We start from the raw sequence: 24,118 nt of genomic DNA, 5'->3' as shown, positions 1-24,118 counted from the left end.
GAGCAGAGGGGAAGGGGAGCAGGGGGAAGGCAAGAAATATTATTTGTGTAAATTGAGTAATTTAATTTTTGGATGACACTAAATTTTTACTCAGCATGGGCTAAGACCTCGCTACCTGCTTCAGCCTTTTTAAAACTGTAATTTATCTAATAATCCTAATGACCAACTAATGAAAAATCCCAAGACGCTGATTACCACTAGGATGGTCAACATATACCCTTGGGACTGACCGGAAATACTGTATTTTAAACTTTGTCCACTGAAAATTGTGGCGAATCCAACCAAGTTCACTAGACCGTCAACTAGATAGCGATCGCTCCAAGCAGATATCCTTGATAACAGTGCTACGGCGTTGACTATCGTCAACATATATATTCTGTCAATGTAAAAATCATAACCCAACAAGTCCTGCATAAATCGCCATGCCAAGATTCTGGATCTCGACCAGGCTTTGTGCAAATACATTGTCGAACCGATAATTACACCTATGACTGTAGAAGCCAGAAGGGCAAACAATACGTACGAATCCAGGCTTTCCCAATTCGGCAGCAGATACCATTGCTGTAGCATCAAGGGTAATAATAAACTCACCACAGTCAGTGACACCATTGGCAATGCCATTTGCCAACCAACTTCCGGGGCGCGGCGGGTTTTTGGTTGGGGTTTACCCCAAAATATTAATCTAAATACCCTTGTCAAGTTCAAGGCTGTCAAGCCGTTGACCAATACTAAAACGGCAATGACCCAAGGACTCACATGCACTAAACCTTCAGCCCATGCCAACATTGCCCAGAAGCTTCCTAGTGGTAGCAGTGTTACCATGCCGGCAGAACCCACAATAAAGGCTGTGGTAGTAGCTGGCATCCTTGACCATAGACCACCCATTTCTGTTAAGTCTTGGGTGCTAGTAGTGTAAATTACTGAACCAGAACTCATGAATAATAATGCTTTAGCGATCGCATGAGTTAATAACAGCATCAAGGCGACGCCACCTTGCTCTAACCCCACCGCTAAAAACACTAAACCCATATATGCACTGGTGGAATGAGACAGCGATCGCTTGATATCAATTTGCGCTAGGGATACTAATGTTGCTCCTACGGCTGTCAATGTCCCTAGCACAACTAAGGTATCTAAAGCAACTGGGGACAAAGCTAATATGGGTTGCAGTTTATACAATATGTATGCACCCCCACCTACCACCAGTGAATTCCGCATCACTGAAGCCGGATTAGGCCCTTCCATTGCTTCATCTAGCCACAGATGTAAGGGAAATTGGGCGCATTTACCAGCCGGGCCAGCAATCAATGCTAAACCCAACAAACTCGATGTCACAGGGTTTAAATCAGCGGTTTGGGCCCATTCGTATAAATCCGAAAAGTTTAAACTACCTGCTATGGTCGAAAGTGAAACTACCCCCATTAGCAGCAACAAGTCTCCTACCCGCTTGGTTAAAAAGGCGTCTCGCGCTGCTGTGACTACTAGCGGTTGAGCATACCAGAAGCCGACTAGTAAGTAAGTGGAAAGGGTGAGTACTTCTAAAAGAGCATAACTCAGGAATAAGGAATCACTAATAGCCAAGCCAGTCAGCGCCGTTTCAAAAAATCCCACCAAAGCAAAGAACCGTGCTAATGACCAGTCCTTTTCCATGTATCCCAAGGCATAAATTTGTGCTAACAGACTTAATCCCGTAATTAAGACTATTGCCCCGATACTGACTGGCGACAGTTCCAAAGCAAACGATAAGTTAAAATCCGCAGCTTGAAACCAGTTAATCACTAAAATTTCTGGTTCTCTGTCCCAGATATGCTTAAATACCAACAGGCTATGGACAAAACCCACCAAAGTCGTCAACAAGTTAAAATATGCCGCTGGTCTTGGCCCTGTCCGCCGAATGATTCCCATTCCCCACGGCAAAGTTATTAGTGCGCCCATTAAGCTATAAAATGGCACGCACCAACTTGTTAAAAATAGAAACTGATTCATTTAAATTTTCCTTGACGACTCAGCTTTGATGTTTTCTGAAACAGCCCTAAAACAATCATTTACTAAAAAAAGTAATTTACCCAAAATTCTATAGTTTTTTTAACTATTTTTTGATTTGATTTTGCCTATATATTTTTTATTTAGCTTACCTTATTGGGTTATAATTAAATATATAAGTTTACATATTTAAAAGCATTTACTTTTATTACATCAACTGTAGTTATAAACTTTTATTTCTGATTGCAGCAAATAAGTTTATACGATACATTAAAAATATTTATGTATTTTTTACTTAGTCCTTGTTATCAGAGTAAAACTGGAAAAACATAGATACAGCATATCATACAGCCATCGGAACTTCCTTGGTAGACATAGTTAGGAGTGCCTATGAATGTCATTTTGTCAATGTGATAAAGAAATTATAAAGCATAAGCGGCCGCTCTAAGAATTGAGTAACTTTGATGGAGCAAAATCCGGTATAAATTTTTGTTAAGTTTTTTAAAACTATTTTATCATAAACTATTATACTAATTTATATTGCCAGGGACGCCAAGCTTTCCTATGCTTAATTTGGAAGTGTTTTTGTAGCTGCAAGATCGGCTTCCCCATCAAAAATTTCAAACAACAGCACTGATTGGATTAATTTTTTAGGAGTTCTGCGATGCCAATTGCAGTTGGAATGATTGAGACGAAGGGTTTTCCGGCAGTAGTAGAAGCTGCTGATGCGATGGTGAAAGCCGCGCGCGTAACTTTGGTAGGATATGAAAAAATTGGTAGTGCTCGGGTCACCGTGATTGTGCGGGGAGATGTATCTGAGGTGCAAGCCTCAGTTTCAGCCGGGGTTGAAGCGGCCAGAAGAGTAAATGGTGGTGAAGTGTTGTCCACTCACATCATTGCCCGTCCCCACGAAAACCTAGAATACGTCTTACCGATCCGTTACACTGAGGCCGTGGAACAGTTCCGCACTTAAAAGCTGATTAAAACAAACAAAGGAATGGGGTTAGCTGCTGGAGCGCCCTTTTTTCTAAATTTCAAAACTTTAATTCAGGATGAAAACTAATGTCAATCGCAGTGGGAATGGTAGAAACGCTAGGCTTTCCTGCCGTCGTGGAAGCCGCTGATGCAATGGTGAAAGCTGCTCGCGTCACGTTGGTAGGCTATGAAAAAATTGGTAGTGGTCGGGTAACCGTCATCGTTCGGGGTGACGTGTCCGAAGTCCAAGCATCTGTAGGGGCAGGAGTAGAATCCGTTAAAAGAGTAAATGGTGGACAAGTGTTGTCTACACACATTATTGCTCGTCCCCATGAAAACCTGGAATACGTCCTGCCAATTCGTTATACCGAAGATGTAGAGCAATTCCGGGAAAACGTGAACGCGATTCGTCCCTTCGGCAGAAGACCATAATTTGTAATGCAAATTGCCAAAGTGCGTGGCACAGTAGTAGGCACACAAAAAGATCCAAGTCTTCGAGGTGTCAAACTACTGTTGTTGCAATTAGTGGATGAAGAAGGAAATGTGCTACCAAGCTACGAAGTAGCCGCAGACACTGTGGGTGCTGGAGTAGATGAATGGGTGCTTGTAACGCGTGGCAGTGCCGCTCGTCAAGTACTGGGTAATGAACAGCGTCCTTTAGATGCAGCAGTAGTGGCGATCATTGATACCATTAACGTGGAAAATCGCCTCATCTACAGCAAAAAAGATCAATATCGATAGTCATGAGTCATTAGTTTGAGGTCAATGATAAAAGACTAATGACAAAAAGCTTAATTCAGGAGGAATCTCGCAATGGTAGTCCGCAGCACGGCGGCGCCCCCAACCCCGTGGTCGAGGAATTTAGCCAAGCCAAAAATTCATGAAAGCGCATTTGTACATCCGGTTGCCAACATCATTGGAGATGTCCGGATAGGCGCAAATGTAATCGTTGCTCCAGGAACCTCGATTAGAGCGGATGAAGGTACACCTTTTGTTATTGGTGAAAATACTAATATTCAAGATGGTGTAGTAATTCATGGATTGGATCAAGGCCGAGTAATTGGCGATGACCAAAATCAATACTCGGTATGGATTGGCAAAAATGCCTCGATTACCCACATGGCGCTGATTCATGGGCCAGCTTATGTGGGAGATGATTCCTTCATTGGCTTCCGCTCTACAGTCTTTAACGCCAGAATCGGTGCAGGTTGCGTCGTCATGATGCACGCTTTAATTCAAGATGTAGAAATTCCTCCAGGTAAGTATGTACCTTCAGGCGCGGTAATTACTAGCCAGCAGCAGGCTGACCGTTTGCCCAATGCGGAAGTGGCAGATCAGCAGTTCGCTCATCATGTGGTTGGGATTAATCAGTCCTTAAGAACTGGTTATCTATGTGCTGCGGATAGCAAATGTATTGCACTCATTCAAGATGAGATTGCTGCTAAATCTTATACAAATACTGGTATTACTGTTTTAGAGCTAGAAAGGAGTAGTGAAGTGTCGAGCAATAGCTTGGGTGCAGAAATCATAGAACAGGTACGCTATCTTTTAGATCAAGGGTATAAGATCGGTACAGAACACGTAGATGAAAGACGTTTCCGTACTGGTTGTTGGCAAAGTTGTCAACCCATTCAACCAGGATCAATGGGTGAAGCGATCGCAACTCTCGAAAGTTGTCTTAGAGATCATAGCGGCGAATATGTCCGGCTATTTGGCATTGATAGTGGTAGACGGCGCGTGTTAGAAACCATTATTCAACGTCCCGATGGTATTGTCAGTGCGATTAAATCTAGCAGCTTTTCACCAGCTACTAGTTATAGCAATGGTAATAGTAGTTACAAGAGTAATGGCAATGGTCACGTTGCCAGCAGTGGCGCCCTAAGTAGCGAAACCATAAACCAAGTTCGGAATTTGCTATCAAGCGGTTACAAAATTGGGACAGAACACGTAGATGAGCGGCGTTTCCGTACTGGTTCATGGAACAGCTGTCAGCCTATTGAATCCACTTCTGCCAAGGATGTGATATCCGCATTGGAAGAATGTATACAAAACCATCAAGGCGAATACGTACGCTTGATTGGCATTGATGCCAAAGCTAAACGCCGGGTTTTAGAAAGTATTATCCAAAGACCTAACGGTCAAGTAGCTCCATCTAGCACTCAGAAATCTTTCAGTACTACTACAACTGGTGGTGGTACAAGTACTGCCACTGCTACCAGCACTAGATTAGGTTCTGAAGTCGTTGACCAAGTACGGCAATTATTGGCTGGTGGATACAAAGTAAGCGCTGAACACGTAGACCAAAGGCGCTTCCGCACAGGTTCTTGGGCTAGTTGTGGTCAAATTGAAGCCAGATCTGACAGAGGCGTAATTGATGCTTTAGAAGGTTATTTGGCTGAATATACAGGCGAGTATGTGCGCTTAATTGGCATTGACACCGCAGCCAAGCGCCGGGTATTGGAAACAATTATCCAACGTCCATAACAGAGGGGAGTAGGGAGTAAGGACTTCTTATTTCACCACTCGCCACTTACTAATCACCAATCACCAATCAAATTTTTCCGGCTTCTGAGGTTAAAATTTCCATGTCTGTGCCGCCACTGCGCCTCAGCAATAACTTTGACTCTTACATTAGTGGCGAGGTGACTCTTCATCCGAGTGCAGTACTTGCGCCCGGAGTGATACTCCAAGCGGCTGTTAACAGCAAAATCATTATCGGCCCTGGGGTCTGTATTGGTATGGGGTCAATTCTCCAAGTAGGCGAAGGAACCATAGAGGTAGAAGCAGGAGCAAACTTGGGAGCCGGTTTTTTGATGGTTGGCAAAGGCAAAATTGGTGCCAATGCTTGTGTCGGTTCAGCGACGACAGTTTTTAACTGTTCTATTGAACCTGGAGTAGTAATTCCGCCTGGTTCAGTTTTGGGGGATAACAGTCGGCGAATTGAGCAAACAGAACAACCGGAACCATCCACAAATCATGCTGCTGTCACCAGTCATGAAGAGGAAAATAGTCAGCCAGAGCAAAATAATGTAAAAGCAGACGAGGAAAAAGTAACTTCCTCAACAAAAATCTCAGCATCGGCTTTCTGGCAATTCAAACACAAGTCCACTTCCTCTGCTAAGTCTTCGTCCACATCAGAAAGCCAGCCTGCGCCTGTAGATGAAAACACCGATGAAAACACCAACAACGCTACTAACTCTACCTCCCAGGAATTAACACCGAGTCAGCCTCCTACTGAATCTGCTCACATTTTCGGTAATCAAATTTATGGGCAAGGTAGTGTTAACAGATTATTAGTCACTTTGTTTCCCCATAGGCAACCCTTAAAAGATCCAATATCTGACGATCAGTCTGAGTAAGTGTTAATTGTAAGTTGTCAGTTTCGTGAGATCCTGGAGAATTCACATGGAAACCTCTAATCAACATTCTCTTAGCACCATTCAGGCATCTCGGCGTCGAGATAGCATGAAGGATACTGCTTTGGGCTTAGTATCTACCAGCAGCTTTCCGGCCATAGTTGGTACAGCTGATATGATGCTGAAATCGTCTGGTGTACATTTAATTGGGTACGAAAAAATTGGCAGTGGTCAATGTACAGCAATTGTCAGGGGAGGAATTGCGGATGTCCGCCTCGCTGTGGAAGCTGGTGTTCAAACTGCTGAACAGTTTGGTCAATTAGTTTCTAGCTTGGTGATTCCCCGTCCTTACCCTAACCTGGAAATAGTATTACCAATTACGACCCGCTTCACTAAATTGATGGAGGAAGGTAATTCCAGCAGTTTAAGTAACTTAGCTATAGGTTTGGTGGAAACACGGGGATTTCCGGCCATGGTGGGTGCTTGTGACGCCATGTTGAAATCTGCTGAAGTTCACTTAGCAGCTTATGAGAAAATTGGGGCGGGTTTGTGTACAGCTATTATTCGCGGTACAGTGGCCAATGTGGCTGTAGCAGTGGAAGCAGGGATGTTCGAGGCAGAACGCATTGGGGAATTGAACGCAGTTATGGTGATTCCTCGACCACTGGATGACATGGAGCAAACCTTACCTTTAGCAAGTTGTTGGATTGAACATCAACAACCATTAAATATCCCTGTAAATATTAGAGAAAGAGAACAGGTAGCCGAAATAGAAGTTTTACAGTTGCCAGATTTAGCCAATATCCCTGCAAAAGTTCCAGAAGAATTATGGAACGATGAATGATGAATTACAAAGAATGAATGAGCAATTGACGGCAATTATCTTTCATCTTTAAGCCTTCAACATTCATCATTTGCCTGGAAGGCATCTTACGCTTTGCTTGTTATTTTGATGATAACTTGTCATTACCATAAATAAAATAACTTTCTTTTAATAGCGTTAATAGAGTTTTGTCTATCATAAATGTCAAAACTTTGTATGAGCAATTCAGTATCAGGTGCAGGTGTTCAGTGATACTAGAGTTATATCGTTAAATCGCTATTTAGAGGAGAATTACTCTTGAATCAGGCGACGCTACACCAGCTAAAAGTATTTGAGGCGGCGGCACGGCATAGTAGCTTTACGCGTGCGGCTGAAGAATTATTTCTCACCCAACCCACCGTTTCTATGCAGATTAAACAACTGACAAAATCGGTAGGGTTGCCATTATTTGAACAAGTGGGTAAACGCCTGTTTCTCACAGAAGCCGGACGAGAATTATTTGCCACTTGTCGGCAGATTTTTGAAACCATTGCCCAGTTTGAAATGACTGTGGCAGATTTAAAAGGTTTAAAACAAGGGCAATTACGTTTGGCGGTAATTACTACAGCTAAATATTTTGTTCCACGTTTATTAGGGCCATTTTGTCAACTTTACCCAGGAATTGAGATTTCCCTACAAGTCACGAACCATGAACGCATCTTGGAACGGATGGTAAATAACATGGATGACTTGTATATCATGAGCCAAGTCCCAGAACATCTTGATATTAATTATGAGCCATTTTTAGATAACCCCTTAGTGGTGTTTGCGCCTGTTAATCATCCCCTAGCCAAAGAGAAAAATATTCCCATCCAACGCCTGACGAATGAACCTTTTATTATGCGGGAACCAGGTTCAGGAACTCGCCGCTCTGTGCAACAACTGCTAGACGAACATGGGGTGAAGGTAAAAGTTAAACTGGAGTTGGGGAGTAACGAGGCCATCAAACAAGCCATCGCCGGAGGTTTGGGAATTTCTATTTTATCTCGTCATACTTTAATGCCAGACTCTTCAGAGTTCAGCATTTTGGATGTAGAACATTTTCCCATTAAGCGCACATGGTTTATGGTGCATCCAGCGGGGAAACAGTTATCTATCGTTGCTCGTACTTATTACGCCTATCTACTCGATGCTGCCAAGAAGTTTGCCGAGGAAACTGGGTTTTCTACTTACAGTAAACTTGAGGATATCAAGGATGAAATCTGAAATTTTGTTCTGAAAATATAGGAAATATAGTAGTGGTTAACCCGGAAACACCTGCTTTGGCAACAGCCGTACACACCCAGATTGTAGCTGTGACCGTTTATAGCGACAAAGCCCTAGTTACAAGAAGGGGTATGGTGTCCTTAACAGGACAAGAACGGGAATTAGTCATTACTTCATTACCAATGACCTTAGAAACTGATACCGTCAGGGTTAGCGGTAAAGGTACGGTAGGGGTGCAATTGCTGGGAGTGAGCAGCAAAAGCATCTACACTACTGAACCTGTGGCCGAACGAGTGGCACAGTTAACCAGGCAAATTCAGCAGTTAGAAACAGAAAAACGCCACCTACAAGCGCAAATAGATGCTTTAGCCTTGCAATCTAGTTTCATGGCTGGCTTACGTGAAAAAATAGAAGAACCGTTTGCCCAGAGTTTAGCCAGAAGAAACCTCAGCCTCAGCGAAACATTGGATTTCCTCAACTTTTTAGGAAGTCAGTACAGCGAATATGCGATCGCCTCGGGAGAATGCAAAACTCAGCAGCAACAATTAGATCAGCAATTACAGGTACTCCGCGCCTCGTTGCAAAAAATTCAAACACCCCATACCCAAGAAAGTTTGAGTTTGGTAATAGCAATTGCATCGGCTGGAGGCGGTGAGTTTGAGCTAGAAATGTCTTACATCGTTCAGCGTGCTAGCTGGACTCCCCTTTATGACTTGCGGGTTAATAGTACCAGCAATATTGTGTATTTGAGCTACCTGGCAGAAGTCACCCAAAGCACCGGCGAAGATTGGACTGACATAGCTTTGTGCCTTTCCACCGCCAAACCGGGATTAGGTACACTACCGCCCCAACTCCCACCTTGGTATATTGACACCCCAAGCCCACCAATGGTGCGAAAATTCGCTGCGCGTGTAATGTCTCAGCCTGCACCGGATGCCAATTGGCCAGAACAAGATGCCATTCCCGAAGCAAGTTTCATCCCCGCAGAAACCGTTGTCAGTGAAGTTTCCCAAACAGGCAGTGTAGTTACTTTTCAACTCAATGGCGGTGGTAACATTCCTAGTGATGGCGCACCTCACAAAACAACGATTTTCCAAGACGATTATTCTTGTAGCTTTAATTATGTAGCCATACCACGCTTGGTGAGTTTTGCGTATTTACAAGCTAATGTGAAAAATAGCTCCGACGGGGCGACGCTGTTACCAGGTAAAGCGAATATTTTCCGTGACGATGTTTTTGTCGGTACAACTGAGTTAAGTAATATTGCACCAGGACAGGAATTTCAACTTAATTTAGGCATTGACGAAAGTCTGAAAATTGAGCGTGAGTTAATTGAGCGTCAGGTAGACAAAAGATTAATTAGTAACCAACGCCGGACTACTTATGGTTATAGGTTGATGATTACTAACTTGATTAACCAAGAAATAAATCTCAAATTAACCGAACAATTGCCAGTTAGTCGTAATGAACAAATTAAAGTCCGCCTCACTCGTAGTAGCCCACAAATCCAAGTGGGAGAAATGGGGCTATTAGCATGGGAGTTAACTATTCCCGCTACAGGAAAAAGAGAGATAGCTTATCAATTTTCTGTTGAACATCCACCAGAGTTAACAGTTGTGGGTTTGGATATTTAGATCAACGATTGCGTAAAACGCACGCTGCGCGGTAAGCGTAGCTATGCCGTTAGGCTTATCGCTCTGGAAACTGGCAAACATATCTGACAATTAATTGACACTCCCCTGCCTAAAGGCGATCGCTCGCGTCAGGGTCTCGTTAGAGAGGGGATTTTACAAGTTAGCATTTTTGGCTCTGCTATTCGTCAATTTGCCCCAGGCGACGGATATTTAAGATATCGCTCATTTTCTTGATTTGAGTAAACACTTGTTCTAATTGAGCGCGATCGCGGATATCTATGCCTAAATCTATCAACGCTGGTTGACCAATAGCAGTTTTCACCTGTGCATGACGCACGTTAATTCCTTGGTCACTTAATCTTGACAAAATATCCTTTAATACCCCTACACGGTCAAGGGCTTCGATTTGCACATTTATCGGATATGTCTGGGGACGACTGCTGTGTTCAATTGCCGAATTCCAGCTTAGTGGGACTACACGCTCATATTCTACATGCTCTAAATTATTACATCCTTGACGATGGACTGAAATTCCCCTACCCCGCGTCACCACGCCCATGATCGGTTCACCAGGAATGGGGGTACAACACCCAGCTAGATGATAAACCAAACCTTCTACACCAATAATTGGCGAATCACAAGAACGTGTGCTGAGGGGAGGCGCATCACGGACAGTTTTTGATGTAGTCGGTAGTTCTTTACCGGGAAATAAAGGGACAACGTTAGCAGGTTGTTGTCCTTTGGCTACTTCTCGCCAACGATTTAGCGCTAGGTTGAGGGTAATTTCACCGTAACCCAAACCTGCTAGTAAATCTTCTGCACTATGGTAATTACACTTTTCTGCCACGGTTTGCATGGCGTCTGATTTTAGCAAGTTATCAAAACCTGTTTTACCCAGTTCCTTTTCTAACAAGTCCCGTCCTCGTGCGACATTTTCATCACGGCGCGATCGCTTGTACCACTGCTTAATGCGATACTTGGCGGCTGAAGTCCTGACAAAGTTCAACCAATCTAAGCTGGGATGGCTATTCTTTTGGGTGATAATCTTGACAATATCACCATTATTGAGGCGTGTTGATAAGGGTACCATGCGATCGTTCACTACCGCCCCGGCACAATGATTTCCTACTTCTGTGTGAATGTGATAAGCAAAATCTATACAGGTAGAACCAGGGCTTAAAGGTATAACATCCCCCTTAGGGGTGAAGACATAGACATCATCTTCAAATAGATTATCCTTGACGCTATCAAGATATTCTTGGGCGTCTTTGAGATCACTTTGCCATTCCAGCAGTTGCCGTAACCAAGTAAACTTCTCGTCTGCGGTTGTAAATTGGTTAACGGAACCGCCTGTTTCTTTATACTTCCAATGGGCTGCAATCCCATATTCGGCAATATGATGCATTTCTACAGTGCGAATTTGGATTTCCAAAGGACGACCACTCAGCCCGATAACGCCGGTGTGCAAAGATTGATATCGGTTAGGCTTGGGCAATCCAATGTAGTCTTTAAATCTACCGGGAATTGGGCGAAAAGCATCATGGACTACTGCCAAGGCACGATAGCATTCCTCATTAGTCTGGACAATAATTCGCAAAGCTGCCAAATCGTAAATTTCATGAAATTCTTTTTGCTGCCTTTGCATTTTTTGATAAATGCTATAAAGGTGCTTGGGACGTCCACTGATCTCATGGCAGTGAATACCCGCTTGCTGCAACCGCTGTCGCAACATATCTGTAGCTTTAGCCAATTTTTCTTCCCGCGCCGCCCGTTTTTCGGAGACATGATCTTGAATTTCGCGGAAGGCTTCGGGTTCGAGATATTTAAAAGACAAATCTTCCAATTCCCATTTCATCCGCCCGATCCCCAAGCGATTTGCTAAAGGGGCAAAAATATCACGGGTTTCTTGGGCGCTACGGCGACGGCTGGACTCGGACATGTATTGTAAAGTTCGCATATTATGCAAACGGTCTGCCAATTTCACCACAATTACCCGAATATCCTGCGCCATTGCCAAAAACATCCGCCGGAAGTTTTCCGCTTGGCTTTCGGTTTTGCTTTTGAAATTAATTTTAGAAAGCTTGGTAACACCTTCTACCAATTGCTGTACTTCTGGGCCAAAGCGCTCTCCTATTTCGTCAATTGTGACATCTGTATCTTCAACTACATCATGAAGAAATCCAGCTGCTATCATGGCAGGACTGCCTCCCAAATCTCGCAGCAATCCAGCTACAGCAACAGGATGGCTAATATACAGTTCTCCCGATTTGCGGTACTGACCTTCGTGCAGTTGATAGGCAAATTCAAATGCCTTCCCAATCAATACTGCATCACTATACCTGCGGTCATCTTCTGTATCGCCCCGATGAGCTGACGACTCTCTCAAGCATTTCTGGAGCCATTCTGGAAGGGCGAGATCGGTTGTGGAATTGATAAGTATGCTGCTCATATAATAGGGACTAGAGGTGATCGGTAGATAAAGAGAGAGTATAGAGTTACTAAAAAGCACCGTGGTCATTAGATGCTGTGTGCAAAAAGTAGAAAAAAATAAGAATGATTCTCAGATTGCCGATGGTAGTTGATTCAAAACGGGGTGAAAGAATCATAAGGCGGAGAATCCATTGATTGCAAATAAAGCCTCAAGTCATGCTTTGAGGCTAATGGTTTTAATAGAAGCTGAGAAAGTGAATTTTAAAAGAAAATTTTCTTGACATTAATACTATCTTAACTAGCACAGGATGTCTTCAAATCGGGAAAAATATCAGGAACTGGCAACTTTGCTCGAGCAACTCCGCTGCAAGACCAGCGATCCCCAAGTAAATGCTCCAGATCTGCGAAAGGGTGTATCTTTTTTGCAGCAAGTATTTCAGCAGCAGATTGTGCCTTTAGCTGACGAAAATTCACGAGTACAGTCTTATCGGACGGAAATCAGCAAGCAGCTGCGGTTGTTGGAAATTGATGTCATGTTTTTTCAAGGATCGCGGCAAGTATCGACAGCTCAAGGACGATTGCAGACAATAGGCGATCGCCTGACAACTCTCATCCAATACTGTGAAGCTATTCTCCAACAAGAAGGGGCGGAGTAAACTTAACAATTATTCACCTTTTACTCTGATGATTACATCATCTCACTTTCGACTGGAAATTGACAGTTATTTTGGTAACAAGTTGCAAATCAGTAAAAGTGGGGAGTAGGGGGCTGTTTGATTGATTTAAAAAACTTTTCATTAAGATAATTTTTGCTTATTTTTAATTTAAATGATGTAGTTTGGTAAACACTCCATGCCAAGATTACTTTGAAATACTTAGAAGAAGTAATCATGAAAACAGATGCGATTTTTTACGAAATATTTAAGGAATTTCCGCATATTTTCTTTGAAATTATTGGTGAACCTGAAACTAACACCGATATTTACAGCTTTACTGCACCAGAAATTAAACAAAAAAGCTTTCGCTTAGATGGAGTATTTTCTCCACTGGTGGAGTTTCCCAATCAACCGCTGTACTTTGTGGAAATTCAATTTTACAAAGATGAAGAATTTTATGACCGACTGTTTACCAGTATTTTCCTTTACTTCACCCAATATCAGCCACCTAACCCTGACTGGTTGGCAATAGTTATCTATGATAAACGCAGCAATGAACGTAACTATCCCCTACGTTATCGTTCCTTGTTGGAACCACATTTACGTCGCTTTTATTTAGACGAACTGGAAGATGTACCAGATGATTCTCTGGGATTAGGAATTGTCCGTTTGATTGTAGAAAGTGAAAACAAAGCCGGAGAATTAGCCAAAACCCTTATTGATCAAGTCCAAGAAGAGTTACCTGACACTCTCAGCCAAAGAAAAGTTATAGAATTTATAGAGACTATCATCGTCTACAAGTTTCCTAATTTAAGCCGTGAGGAAGTAGAAGCTATGCTAAATCTAAACTTGCTGAAAGATACTAAAGTCTATCAAGAAGCTAAAGCAGAAGGTGAAGAGGCAGGCGAACTAAAAACTAAATTAAAGATTTTACCAAAGCTGGTGCAACGGGGACTCAGTATTCAGGAGATAGCGGAATTATTAGAACTGGATACTGAGGTCATCAGAAAGGCTTTGTAAGATGAATCTGCGATCGCCCTAGAAATATGCGCTCACTTTTGTAAATCTGATACACTAGCTTAAATTTAAAATTATCCCAGATGGTGGCTCAGGGCTGATAGCTAACTATGAGTGAAGCCTTATTTTGTATCGAAAATTTACGCGTTGCTTATCCTCAGCACGATGAAGAAGCAATAAACTGGGCAATTGATGATGTGTCTTTTACCTTACAACGCGGTGAAAGAATGGGATTGGTGGGAGAATCTGGCTGTGGTAAATCCACTCTAGGAAGGGCTGCAATGCGCTTGTTACCCCCGTCTAGTCGAGTTACCGGACGGGTGACATTTCAAGGACAGTCTGTGTTTGATTTAGCACCCCAAGCGATGCGGAAATTTCGGGGTGAAGCAGTGGCCTTAATTTTTCAAGATCCCATGACACGGCTTGATCCATTAATGACCATTGGTGACCACTGCATCGAAACACTGCAAGCACATGCACCGGAATTATCCAAACGGGAAGCCAAAGTAAAAGCCATCGCTACTTTAGCAAAAGTCAATATTCCCGAAAATCGTTGGTCTCAGTATCCCCATGAATTTAGCGGGGGAATGCGACAACGGGTAGCCATCGCCTTGGCTTTGCTTCTCAATCCCAAGTTAATTGTGGCTGATGAACCCACCACCAGTTTAGATGTCACCGTCTCCGCACAGATTTTACAAGAATTAACGCGACTATGCAGCGAGGAAAACATGGCGCTGCTGTTGATTTCTCACGATTTGGCAATGGTGGGCGAGTATTGCGATCGCATCGGTGTGATGTATAACGGCAAAATGGTAGAAATGGGTGCTACCGAATCTGTATTTAAACAACCCCAACATGAATATACGCGATCGCTATTAAAAGCAGCTTTGCATATTCAAGCAGTGGATGAGGGGAGTGGGGAGTGGGGAGTTGGGAGTGGGGGAGTTGCTAAACCAATATTAACGGTGACGGAATTAAAGCAACACTACACAATAGAACCGAATTTTGTGGAACGATTATTGCAAAGGTCAGGACAAACAATTAAAGCAGTAGATGGAATTAACCTGGAATTGTATCAGGGGGAAATTTTTGGCTTAGTTGGCGAGTCTGGTTGCGGTAAAAGTACCTTGTCTCGGACAATATTGCAACTTATTCGTCCGACATCTGGCAAAGTTGAATTTTTAGGACAAGATTTAACAACTTTATCGCGTCCAGCAATTCGTTCTTCACGCCGACAAATGCAAATGATCTTTCAAGATCCCCATGCTTGTTTGAATCCAGCAATGACAGTGGGACAAAGTATAGCTGATCCGTTATTTATTCATCATCTTGCTGATGTCAAAAAAGCTAAAGAACAGGTTTTGTGGATGTTGGAGAAAGTTGGGTTAACACCTCCAGAACTGTATTATCAGCGTTACCCATCAGATTTATCTGGAGGACAGCAGCAAAGAGTAGCCATCGCCAGGGCTTTAATTACTCGTCCCAAATTATTGATTTGCGATGAACCTGTGAGTATGTTAGATGCTAGCGTCCAGTCGCAAGTATTAGATTTAATGTTGGCATTAAAAACAGAATTTGAACTAACTTATTTATTTATTACTCATGATTTATGGTTAGCTAGATTTTTGTGCGATCGCATTGCGGTGATGAACAGCGGCAAAATTGTCGAAACAGGGCCGACTAAGGAGATTTTTGCCAATCCTCAACACCCCTATACAAAAACTTTACTAGCAGCCGCCCCCTTACTAGCACGCGCTTAAATTCAGTGACTGACAAATATTAGAAATCAGGAGGATGAGGGAAATAAAGTAAATTTTTCTCTAACCTCTAACCTCTAATATTAATGATTTCCTTCAATTAATTTCGTTGTTGCACCACTTGTCCCATATAACTCTACAAATCTTTTAAAGAGTAAAGTATTAGCATTATTAGAAAATTTACTTAATTTAAATAAACGCTCAATATTTACTTCAGCCAAGTTGCGTAGATAGGGTAAATCTTCAAAAAGTGTCAAACAAGAAGCAAAATGTAAGAGTATTTGCAGTAATGGCTTAGGCCAATCTAAATCACTGTAAATATCTATAAATAATTGATGCTCCTTCTCTGTTAAGGGGAAGGCTTGAAATATCACAACTATTCTTTTGCCATTGTAAACCGGAATACTCAGTTCAATAGTATAGGGAGTATGTAATATTAAATCTACCTCAACTATTGGTTGGCGCCAAATTCTCAGAGCATTGACTGGAGAATCTAAAACTGTTTGAAATTTGATTATTCCTCCAATACTTGTTGGTTGAAAATGGCTAATATTTAATATTTTTAAATTATTTAAGCTTAAGCCGTGAACAGTTTCTAAATGTTTTAAGTTTAGTAGATGATAAATTTGGCACAGGTAGGGAAAAGGTAAAATATACTCTTGGCTAATCATATGTCGCCTTTTTAAAGCAAACTTATTTGCTTCGTTGGGGCATACACATCCTGAATATTGGTTATTTTCCAGATTATTGACTGTAGTTTCAGGTTTCAAATACAACCAACTTAAAAAAAATAGGGATGTTGTAAAAAGCTGAAAGATTTCTCCACCAGATAAATAACCATCAGCCAATGCATCTACACTTCTATCGGTTATTCCAAAAATCCAAGATGGAATCCCAACTAGCCAAATCCCCGTCTTGAATTTACTAATAAACACTGCAAATTCTAATTCTATAGTTGAATTTTGATCACTATGGTCTTCAGCAATCTCATGATTTTTAACTATATGATTTGACATAAAATCTGATAAATAGATATTTGCGGTTATCTTGATTCTATGTACAGCTAATAAAATCAGCCTCTACCTTTAGTGTAAAGAAAACTTTCTAAGGTGGGAAATTTAAATTATATTTGGTAGCTACGGTTACAAAATACAGTAACTATATTGAATGATTCTCTAATATCAAAAAGCATACTAATATAGAGTTTTAAAAAATGTTTATCACGCACAAAAATCTATATTTTGGGGCATTACTCTGGCGAAAACTATACCGTTAGGATGACTGTTGACTTCCACCTTGCGGTACTAGGTGCAATATTCGCAATATTTAAGATCAAAACACTGGCGCCGCTTTTGCCAACACCTACTGCGATCGCTATGATAAATTATGAAATCCTCACAAAAATTACTCCATAATTGGGATTTGTCAGCTAATCTGACAACAGCAGTTTATTCCTCAAGACCATGACCACCAGTAGTCCCACAATTCTAGCCCTAGACTTTGATGGAGTAATTTGCGATGGATTAATTGAATATTTTGAAGTGGCGTGGCGCACCTATTGTCAAATTTGGTCGCCTGCTAACAATACACCACCTGATGATTTAGCTTTGAGATTTTATCGTCTTAGACCTGTGATTGAAACAGGTTGGGAAATGCCAATTTTAATCAAGGCCTTGGTAGATGAAATTCCTGAGGAAAAAATCTTGCGGGAATGGGTAAATATCACCCCCCAAATTTTGTTAGACCATAATTTGCTGGCAAAAGAAGTTGGTGCAAAACTAGATAATCTGCGGGATGAATGGATTACTACAGATTTAAATGGTTGGCTAAGTCTGCATCGATTTTATCCAGGGGTGATTGAAAAAATTAGAGTGACGCTGGCTAGTGAAGTCAAGTTGTACATTATCACCACCAAAGAAGGGCGCTTTGTCCAGCAATTGTTGCAGAGAGAAGGATTAAATTTACCGCCAACATCTATTTTTGGCAAAGAAGTCAAGCGTCCTAAATACGAAATTCTGCGCGAATTAATCCAGGCGGCAGAGAAAAAGCCAGTTAGTGTATGGTTTATAGAAGACAGACTCAAGACATTACATTTAGTTCAACAGCAAACAGACCTCGATGATGTGAAACTCTTCTTGGCAGACTGGGGCTATAATACCCACACAGAAAGAAAGGCAGCCCAAGATGATCTGCGAATTCAAGTATTATCTCTGTCTCAGTTTGCTAAAGATTTCTCTGGGTGTCTGTAATATTAAGGTTAGTGAGAAAATTACTGTCATCTAAACTTAACGGCAATTAAGTTGCATTCAACAAAAATCCTACTCCCCACTCCCTACTCCCTACTCCCCACTCCCATTCAGCTACGCTCATGGCAAGCCCACTCCCTACTGATCTTTGAGTGCAACCAGATATCATATGCTTGATTTAACAAAATTGGCGCGGCAAATGCAGGGTTTAAGTCAGCATCTGACCACAGAAGCTGCTGCTAGTCGCCAGCGTTTAGAATTGGCGCAAAAACACCTAAAAAATGCTTTCGTGTCTCAACAAGATTTAATTGACCGTCAAGAGAAATGGCGCGATCGCATCCTCTTTGCTAATGCTACCCCCATTGAGCCGCTAGAAACCTGCATTGATATCCCGGTTCCCCCCAAAGTACATACCGTCATCGCTACCGATGGTTCCCAAATTGCCCCCAACCATCACGAAATTGCTTACTGCTATCTGCTGAATATAGGTAGAGTCGTCTTACACTACGGACAAAATCTGCAACCCTTACTAGATAGTTTGCCAGAAGTCTTTTATCGCCCAGAAGATTTATATGTATCTCGCCAGTGGGGAATTAGAACTGAAGACTGGATGAGTTATTGTCGTACCGCTTCTGAAACCACGGTGTTGGCAGAATTGGCTTGTACAGCAAAAACAGCAGCGCCAGCTTTAGCAATGGTTGATGGTTCCTTAATTTACTGGTTTTTAGAACAGTTACCCACTGATGCACGCGATCGCATCTTACCCCCTATCCTCGAAGCGTGGCAGCAGATGCGTGATGCTCAAATTCCCTTAATGGGTTATCTTAGTGCCTCTCGTAATATCGAAGGCATGAACTTCTTAAGGTTGTTAGCTTGTCCCCATCCCGCCCCCGACTGTCTAACTCATTGCCCAAACCAGTTAGAAAAAGTCCCTTGTAAAATTTTTGAACCGTTGCGAGATACCGCCCTGTGGGGAACCCAACTAAAACCAGGACAACGCGGCCCACTATGGCGCAGTAATAACCGGATTTTGGAACTCTACGCAGACCAAACTATTTACTTCTGCTATGTCCACGTGGGTACGGAAATTGCCCGCATAGAAATTCCATCCTGGGTAGCAGAGAATACATTTACGTTTGACCAAGCACTGGGATTAATGTTGGCACAGGTGCAAAAAGGTTATGGTTATCCCGTTGCGATCGCGGAGGCGCATAATCAGGCGGTAGTCAGAGGTGGCGATAGATCTCGTTTCTTTGCCCTTTTAGAACGACAAATGATTAAAGCAGGCTTGAGAAATGTGGGAACTTCTTACAAAGAAGCCAGAAAACGGGGTAGTATTGCTTAATTATTTATACCTAAATATATTCACAAATTAAAGTTTACTAAATGTTATTTATATTGAGTAATTACTTAATATACATGACAAAAATATAGTCAAATTTTGCGTATAAAAATTTGGCTTAATACTTCTTATCTTAAATTAACTACGTCAGCGATGATTTTGTGTTTATGAAGGGAAATATATATTCATTAGGGTATGAATTAAAGTTTAGGCTGATTTATTTAATGTGAGTTCGACGGATTTTAAAACCCCCTATCAAAACCTCTTCTCTCCGCAAGGCTGCGGTGTACACACATCTCTGTGCTGCATACAAAATATGACTTTCTCCCTCTAAATCCAACTTTTTAAGAGGGAATTTGACTCTTTCCCCCCTTTTTTCTACGACGAAGGCGCATCCCTGAAGGGGTTTAGGGGGATCGAAACGCTGTTAGGCAACTTGATAAGACTTGTGTGTACACTATAGCCCTGCAAGGAGAAAGAGGCTTTAAAAGCTTAATTTTCGTTGGTAATGAAAACTATTTAATATATCAGGAAACTAGACAATGAGCGAACAAATTCAATTAGATAGTCAAGAATCACAAGAAAAATACTCACGATTTTTCTCCCTTTCTCTAGATTTACTTTGTATAGCCGGTTTTGATGGTTATTTTAAACATTTAAACCCGGTATGGGCAAAAACTCTCGGTTGGTCAACTCAGGATTTATTGGAGAAACCATTTCTTGAGTTTGTTCATCTTGATGATCAAGAATCAACTATTTTAGTCGCGCAAAAATTAACAAATTCTGTAGATGCAGTTTTTTTTGAAAACCGCTATCTTTGTCGGGATGGATCTTACAAATGGTTATCCTGGAATGCAACTCCTTTCATGGATGAAAATTTGATTTATGCAGTAGCACGTGATATTACTTCCAATAAAAAAAACGAAAATGAATTACGCAATACTATTCGAGAATTAGAAACTTTAAAAATTGCCTTAAATGCCCATTCGTTGGTCGCTATTACTGATAAAAAAGGGATTATTACTTATGCAAATGACCAGTTTTGCGATGTTTCCAAATATTCAAGAGAAGAACTGTTAGGACAAGACCACCGTATCATCAATTCTGGTTATCACTCCCAAGAATTTTTTGCAGATTTATGGAAAACTATTACCCAAGGTAAACATTGGAAAGGAGAAGTAAAAAATAAAGCAAAAGATGGTACTTCTTATTGGGTAGATACTCTCATAGTGCCAATGTTAAATGAAGATAAAAAGCCAGAACAATATGTAGCAATTCGGACTGATATTACAGAGCGTAAACTTTCAGAGTTAGCTTTATTAGAGCGATCGCGCTTGTCTTTATTGAGTGCAGAAGTTAGTTTGTCTTTATCTCAAAGTGGTACACTGACAGAAATACTCCAAAATTGTACAAATACTATTTCTCAATATTTAGATATCGCTTTTGTTTGTATTTGGACTTTTGAGCGACAAACAAAGCAACTGCAACTGCAAGCGGGTGTTCATTGTGCAGAAGCAACTTGTAATACTTTAAGAGAGACTCAGGATTTTCCCAATCATATGGTTGTAGCCAATAATATCATTGGCTTAATCAATCAAAATCATCAAACTATTTGTAATGAAGAAATTAAAATTAATCAAGAACAATTTTTAGATTCTGCATTATCAACTTTACGATTTTGTGCTTATCCTTTAATCGTAGAAAAACAATTAATTGGAATTATAGCTTTATTTGGCCAGCAATTATTTACCGAACCCACCGATAACCTACTGAAATGGATTACGAATAATATTGCTGTAGCAATTGACCGTATTTGGGCTAGAGAAGAACTATTAAGTCGTCGGGAAGCTTTACTATTAGGTCTAGCTAGTCAAATTCGCAGTTCCCTTGACCTTGATACTATTTTAGAAACAGCCGTCACAGAAATTCGTAGCTTATTAAAAATTGACCGTTGCTATTTTCTACGTTACTTGCCTAATTCGTCTCAGCCAAGTTTGACAATTACCCATGAAGCCCGGAACCCACAATTACCTACAATGCTAGGCAATATTTCGTTGCCAAACAATAATTTTTTGACTCAAACTCTCAAAAATCAGGAATTAATCTGTATCGACGATATTCACAGTGAAATATACATCCATGATGATATACAAAATTTTCTGATTGAGTTAGGAATTACCTCTCAATTAATACTACCCGTTAAAAGCCATTCTGGAGAATTTGGTGCCATCGCTTGCAGCCATTGTCATGGTGGACGTGTTTGGAGTAATAGTGAAATTGGACTATTGCAAGCTGTTACAGATCAACTAGCGATCGCTATCGATCATGCCCAACTTTACACCCAAAGTCAAACTGCCACTTTAGCCGCCCAAACTCATGCTGAAAAACTCACGGAAACTCTGCATAAGTTACAGCAAACTCAATCGCAACTGATACAACATGAGAAAATGTCTAGCTTAGGACAATTAGTAGCTGGGGTGGCGCATGAAATTAATAACCCAGTGAATTTTATTCATGGTAATTTATCCCATGCTAATGAATATATCGAAGAGTTACTCGAACTATTACACCTTTATCAGCAACACTATCCTCATCCCGATGCCGAAATTCAAACTTTTGCTGAAGAAATTGACTTAGATTTTATCGCTGCTGATTTAATTAAACTTTTGACTTCCATGAATATGGGTACTAATCGTATCCGGGAAATTGTCTTGAGTTTACGTAACTTCTCTCGTCTAGACGAAGCCGATAAAAAATTAGTTGACATTCACGAAGGTATTGAAAATACATTGCTAATTCTGCACCACCGCTGGAAAGATAATGGTAATGGAATTGGGATATCTTTTATTAAAGAATATGCTAAATTACCTTTAGTTGATTGTTATCCTGGGCAGTTAAACCAAGTATTTATGAATATTTTGACCAATGCTATGGATGCCTTAGAAGAATCTATGTTTAGTGGGCATTTTGCAACCGTCAATAACAAAACAACAGAGAAACCGCAGATTTGGATTTGCACCGAACTTTTAGAAGAAAATTATGCCTCAATTCGGATTGCTGACAATGGTATCGGTATGTCAGAAGAAGTCATAGCCAGATTATTTAATCCATTTTTTACCACAAAGCCTGTAGGTAGGGGTACAGGATTAGGATTGTCAATTAGCTATCAAATTATTGTCGAAAAACATGGCGGTAGCTTGAAATGTATATCAGAACTGGGCAAAGGTACAGAGTTTTGGATTAAAATTCCGATAAAATCTGATAGTGTGTAAAATTGGCAACTAAAATAAACATTAGTAAGCTGCGATCGCGTAAAATTTAACTAACTCGCCGCGAAATTGCTCCCAAAAACAAGCCATGCAAAACATCAACATGTACAACGACACAGGGCTGAGTTTAGAGTTTTTTCATGTCCAAACTAATACGAGTTTTGATTTACCATCGCATCTTGCAGTAATTGTGATAGGTAAGCCCCATGACCAAGGGTTACCGGATATAGATGTTTCTACATTGCCAAATGCTGATGTAGTTTCACGCCTTCATGCCCAGGTGCGCGTAGAAGGTGGTAATTACTTTATAGAAGACTTAGGTAGTGCTAACGGCACATTTATTAATGACATTAGGTTAGAGCCAAAAACGCCTTATCAACTTAACTGGGGTGATAAAATAGACCTGGGACAAGGTGCTAAAGTCACATTTATTTTTCAAAATAAACGACACATTCAATCCTCTTTAGTTAATACTTCCATTCAGCATCAAGCCTTTGAAAACAGCAAAGTAACTTCAGTAGATACCACAAGCAAATTCTTAGGCTTAGTATTGATTGTCACTGGAATTATAATTTTAACTGCAAATATTCAAGTTGGTATGTTTTTTCGCATTCCAGGTATCCTGCTATGTGGTGCGGGAATTTTCGTCCTTTGCCAAAAACGGATCAACCGCAACATAGGATGGATTTTAATTGCATTTGGCATTGCAGTAATTATTTTTACAGGTAATATTTTTGCCTCAACCAATTTATTAATACTGATTACCTCATCTGCCTTATTATTTGCTGGATATCAGCTTTTAACTACTGGACAAATATTAGGGTATGGTTGGCGATCTCTTCAAGGTGTCATCAAAAAATAGCAATGGCTCGAATTTTAATTTTTGGTAATTCTAGTTCCGGAAAAAGCACACTCGCTAAAAGGCTCGGTAAAAATTTAGGGCTTCCAGTTCTCGATCTGGACACCATTGTCTGGGAAGCTAGTCAAATTGCCATCAGGCGTCCTCACGAAGATTCAGCCAAGGATTTACGAGATTTTATCGAAAATCATCCTTCTTGGGTCATTGAAGGTTGCTACAGTAACCTCATTAATATTGCTCTAGAGTTCTCCACTGAAATCTACTTCCTCAATCCCAGTATTGATCAGTGTCTGGAAAATAATCGTAATCGTCCTTGGGAACCGCAAAAATTTCAATCAGCCGCAGAGCAAGCACAAACTTTTGAGTTTCTGCAAAATTGGATTCAACAATATCAAGAGCGCGATGATGAATTTGGTTATTCGTCCCATCTCTGCATATTTGAGAAATTTAATGGTAAAAAGCAGGAAATTACCGAAAACATCTGCGAGTGAAGAAGCAGGGGGATAGGGGGACAGGGGGACAAGGG

The 24,118-nt window shown here is 41.1% G+C and carries 19 protein-coding genes; 16 read left to right on the top strand and 3 right to left on the bottom strand.

The features are described from left to right. Positions 1-129 precede the first annotated feature (129 nt). On the bottom strand, positions 130-1,986 hold the full coding sequence (locus ACM0OS_RS21820; RefSeq protein ID WP_414545290.1) for an NAD(P)H-quinone oxidoreductase subunit F: 1,857 nt from the start codon (positions 1,984-1,986) through the stop codon (positions 130-132). A gap of 661 nt (positions 1,987-2,647) precedes the next feature. Between ACM0OS_RS21820 and ACM0OS_RS21815 the strand changes: the two genes are divergently transcribed. The 8 genes from ACM0OS_RS21815 (at position 2,648) to ACM0OS_RS21780 (ending at position 10,016) form a co-directional block, all read left to right on the top strand. Then, positions 2,648-2,956: a carbon dioxide-concentrating mechanism protein CcmK gene (locus tag ACM0OS_RS21815; RefSeq protein WP_006194885.1), complete on the top strand. Its 309-nt coding sequence runs from the start codon at positions 2,648-2,650 to the stop codon at positions 2,954-2,956. An 89-nt stretch (positions 2,957-3,045) separates the two neighbouring features. Then, a complete protein-coding gene (locus ACM0OS_RS21810; RefSeq protein WP_039748664.1) occupies positions 3,046-3,390 on the top strand; it encodes a carbon dioxide-concentrating mechanism protein CcmK in 345 nt (114 codons plus the stop codon). A 6-nt stretch (positions 3,391-3,396) separates the two neighbouring features. Beyond that, on the top strand, positions 3,397-3,699 hold the full coding sequence (locus ACM0OS_RS21805; RefSeq protein ID WP_414545289.1) for a EutN/CcmL family microcompartment protein: 303 nt from the start codon (positions 3,397-3,399) through the stop codon (positions 3,697-3,699). A 72-nt stretch (positions 3,700-3,771) separates the two neighbouring features. Continuing rightward, entirely contained in the window at positions 3,772-5,442 is a 1,671-nt protein-coding gene (locus ACM0OS_RS21800) for a ribulose bisphosphate carboxylase small subunit (protein ID WP_414545288.1), read from the top strand. 101 nt (positions 5,443-5,543) lie between these two features. Then, positions 5,544-6,317, top strand: coding sequence for a transferase (locus ACM0OS_RS21795; RefSeq protein ID WP_414545287.1), 774 nt, complete (start codon positions 5,544-5,546; stop codon positions 6,315-6,317). 46 nt (positions 6,318-6,363) lie between these two features. Then, positions 6,364-7,158: a BMC domain-containing protein gene (locus ACM0OS_RS21790; RefSeq protein ID WP_414545286.1), complete on the top strand. Its 795-nt coding sequence runs from the start codon at positions 6,364-6,366 to the stop codon at positions 7,156-7,158. Between the two features lie 276 nt (positions 7,159-7,434). Next, complete coding sequence (locus ACM0OS_RS21785) at positions 7,435-8,382, top strand: LysR substrate-binding domain-containing protein (RefSeq protein WP_414545285.1); 948 nt, start codon at positions 7,435-7,437, stop codon at positions 8,380-8,382. A gap of 32 nt (positions 8,383-8,414) precedes the next feature. Next, positions 8,415-10,016 (top strand): mucoidy inhibitor MuiA family protein, encoded by a 1,602-nt coding sequence (locus ACM0OS_RS21780; RefSeq protein WP_414545284.1) that lies wholly within the window; start codon positions 8,415-8,417, stop codon positions 10,014-10,016. Between the two features lie 178 nt (positions 10,017-10,194). Here the strand turns inward: ACM0OS_RS21780 and ACM0OS_RS21775 are convergent, their stop codons facing one another. Then, positions 10,195-12,465 (bottom strand): RelA/SpoT family protein, encoded by a 2,271-nt coding sequence (locus ACM0OS_RS21775; RefSeq protein ID WP_414545283.1) that lies wholly within the window; start codon positions 12,463-12,465, stop codon positions 10,195-10,197. A gap of 289 nt (positions 12,466-12,754) precedes the next feature. Here ACM0OS_RS21775 and patD point away from each other — a divergent pair, with 289 nt between their 5' ends. From patD to ACM0OS_RS21760, 3 genes are all read left to right on the top strand, one after another. Next, positions 12,755-13,102 carry a heterocyst frequency control protein PatD gene (gene patD, locus ACM0OS_RS21770; RefSeq protein WP_414545282.1) on the top strand — a complete coding sequence of 116 codons (348 nt, stop codon included), beginning with the start codon at positions 12,755-12,757 and terminating at the stop codon, positions 13,100-13,102. Between the two features lie 234 nt (positions 13,103-13,336). Further along, a complete protein-coding gene (locus ACM0OS_RS21765; protein WP_414545281.1) occupies positions 13,337-14,122 on the top strand; it encodes an Rpn family recombination-promoting nuclease/putative transposase in 786 nt (261 codons plus the stop codon). A 107-nt stretch (positions 14,123-14,229) separates the two neighbouring features. After that, positions 14,230-15,879, top strand: coding sequence for a dipeptide ABC transporter ATP-binding protein (locus tag ACM0OS_RS21760; RefSeq protein WP_414545280.1), 1,650 nt, complete (start codon positions 14,230-14,232; stop codon positions 15,877-15,879). An 80-nt stretch (positions 15,880-15,959) separates the two neighbouring features. On the opposite strand, the gene ACM0OS_RS21755 is transcribed toward ACM0OS_RS21760, so the two are convergent. Next, positions 15,960-16,892 (bottom strand): hypothetical protein, encoded by a 933-nt coding sequence (locus ACM0OS_RS21755; protein ID WP_414545279.1) that lies wholly within the window; start codon positions 16,890-16,892, stop codon positions 15,960-15,962. A gap of 447 nt (positions 16,893-17,339) precedes the next feature. Between ACM0OS_RS21755 and ACM0OS_RS21750 the strand changes: the two genes are divergently transcribed. The 5 genes from ACM0OS_RS21750 (at position 17,340) to ACM0OS_RS21730 (ending at position 24,083) form a co-directional block, all read left to right on the top strand. After that, positions 17,340-18,125, top strand: coding sequence for an HAD family hydrolase (locus ACM0OS_RS21750; RefSeq protein ID WP_414545278.1), 786 nt, complete (start codon positions 17,340-17,342; stop codon positions 18,123-18,125). 166 nt (positions 18,126-18,291) lie between these two features. Continuing rightward, entirely contained in the window at positions 18,292-19,467 is a 1,176-nt protein-coding gene (locus ACM0OS_RS21745) for a DNA double-strand break repair nuclease NurA (RefSeq protein WP_414545277.1), read from the top strand. 539 nt (positions 19,468-20,006) lie between these two features. After that, positions 20,007-22,736 (top strand): PAS domain S-box protein, encoded by a 2,730-nt coding sequence (locus ACM0OS_RS21740; RefSeq protein WP_414545276.1) that lies wholly within the window; start codon positions 20,007-20,009, stop codon positions 22,734-22,736. 85 nt (positions 22,737-22,821) lie between these two features. Beyond that, positions 22,822-23,595, top strand: a complete 774-nt coding sequence (locus ACM0OS_RS21735; RefSeq protein WP_414545275.1) for an FHA domain-containing protein — start codon at positions 22,822-22,824, stop codon at positions 23,593-23,595. A 2-nt stretch (positions 23,596-23,597) separates the two neighbouring features. Beyond that, positions 23,598-24,083 (top strand): shikimate kinase, encoded by a 486-nt coding sequence (locus ACM0OS_RS21730; protein ID WP_414545274.1) that lies wholly within the window; start codon positions 23,598-23,600, stop codon positions 24,081-24,083. Positions 24,084-24,118 lie beyond the last annotated feature (35 nt).

The organism is Nostoc sp. CCY0012, assembly GCF_963920855.1.
In the GTDB taxonomy this organism is placed as follows: Bacteria; Cyanobacteriota; Cyanobacteriia; order Cyanobacteriales; family Nostocaceae; genus Cyanocohniella.
Note: the sequence above shows the minus strand (reverse complement) of the source record. Positions and strands in the feature narration are given on the sequence as shown.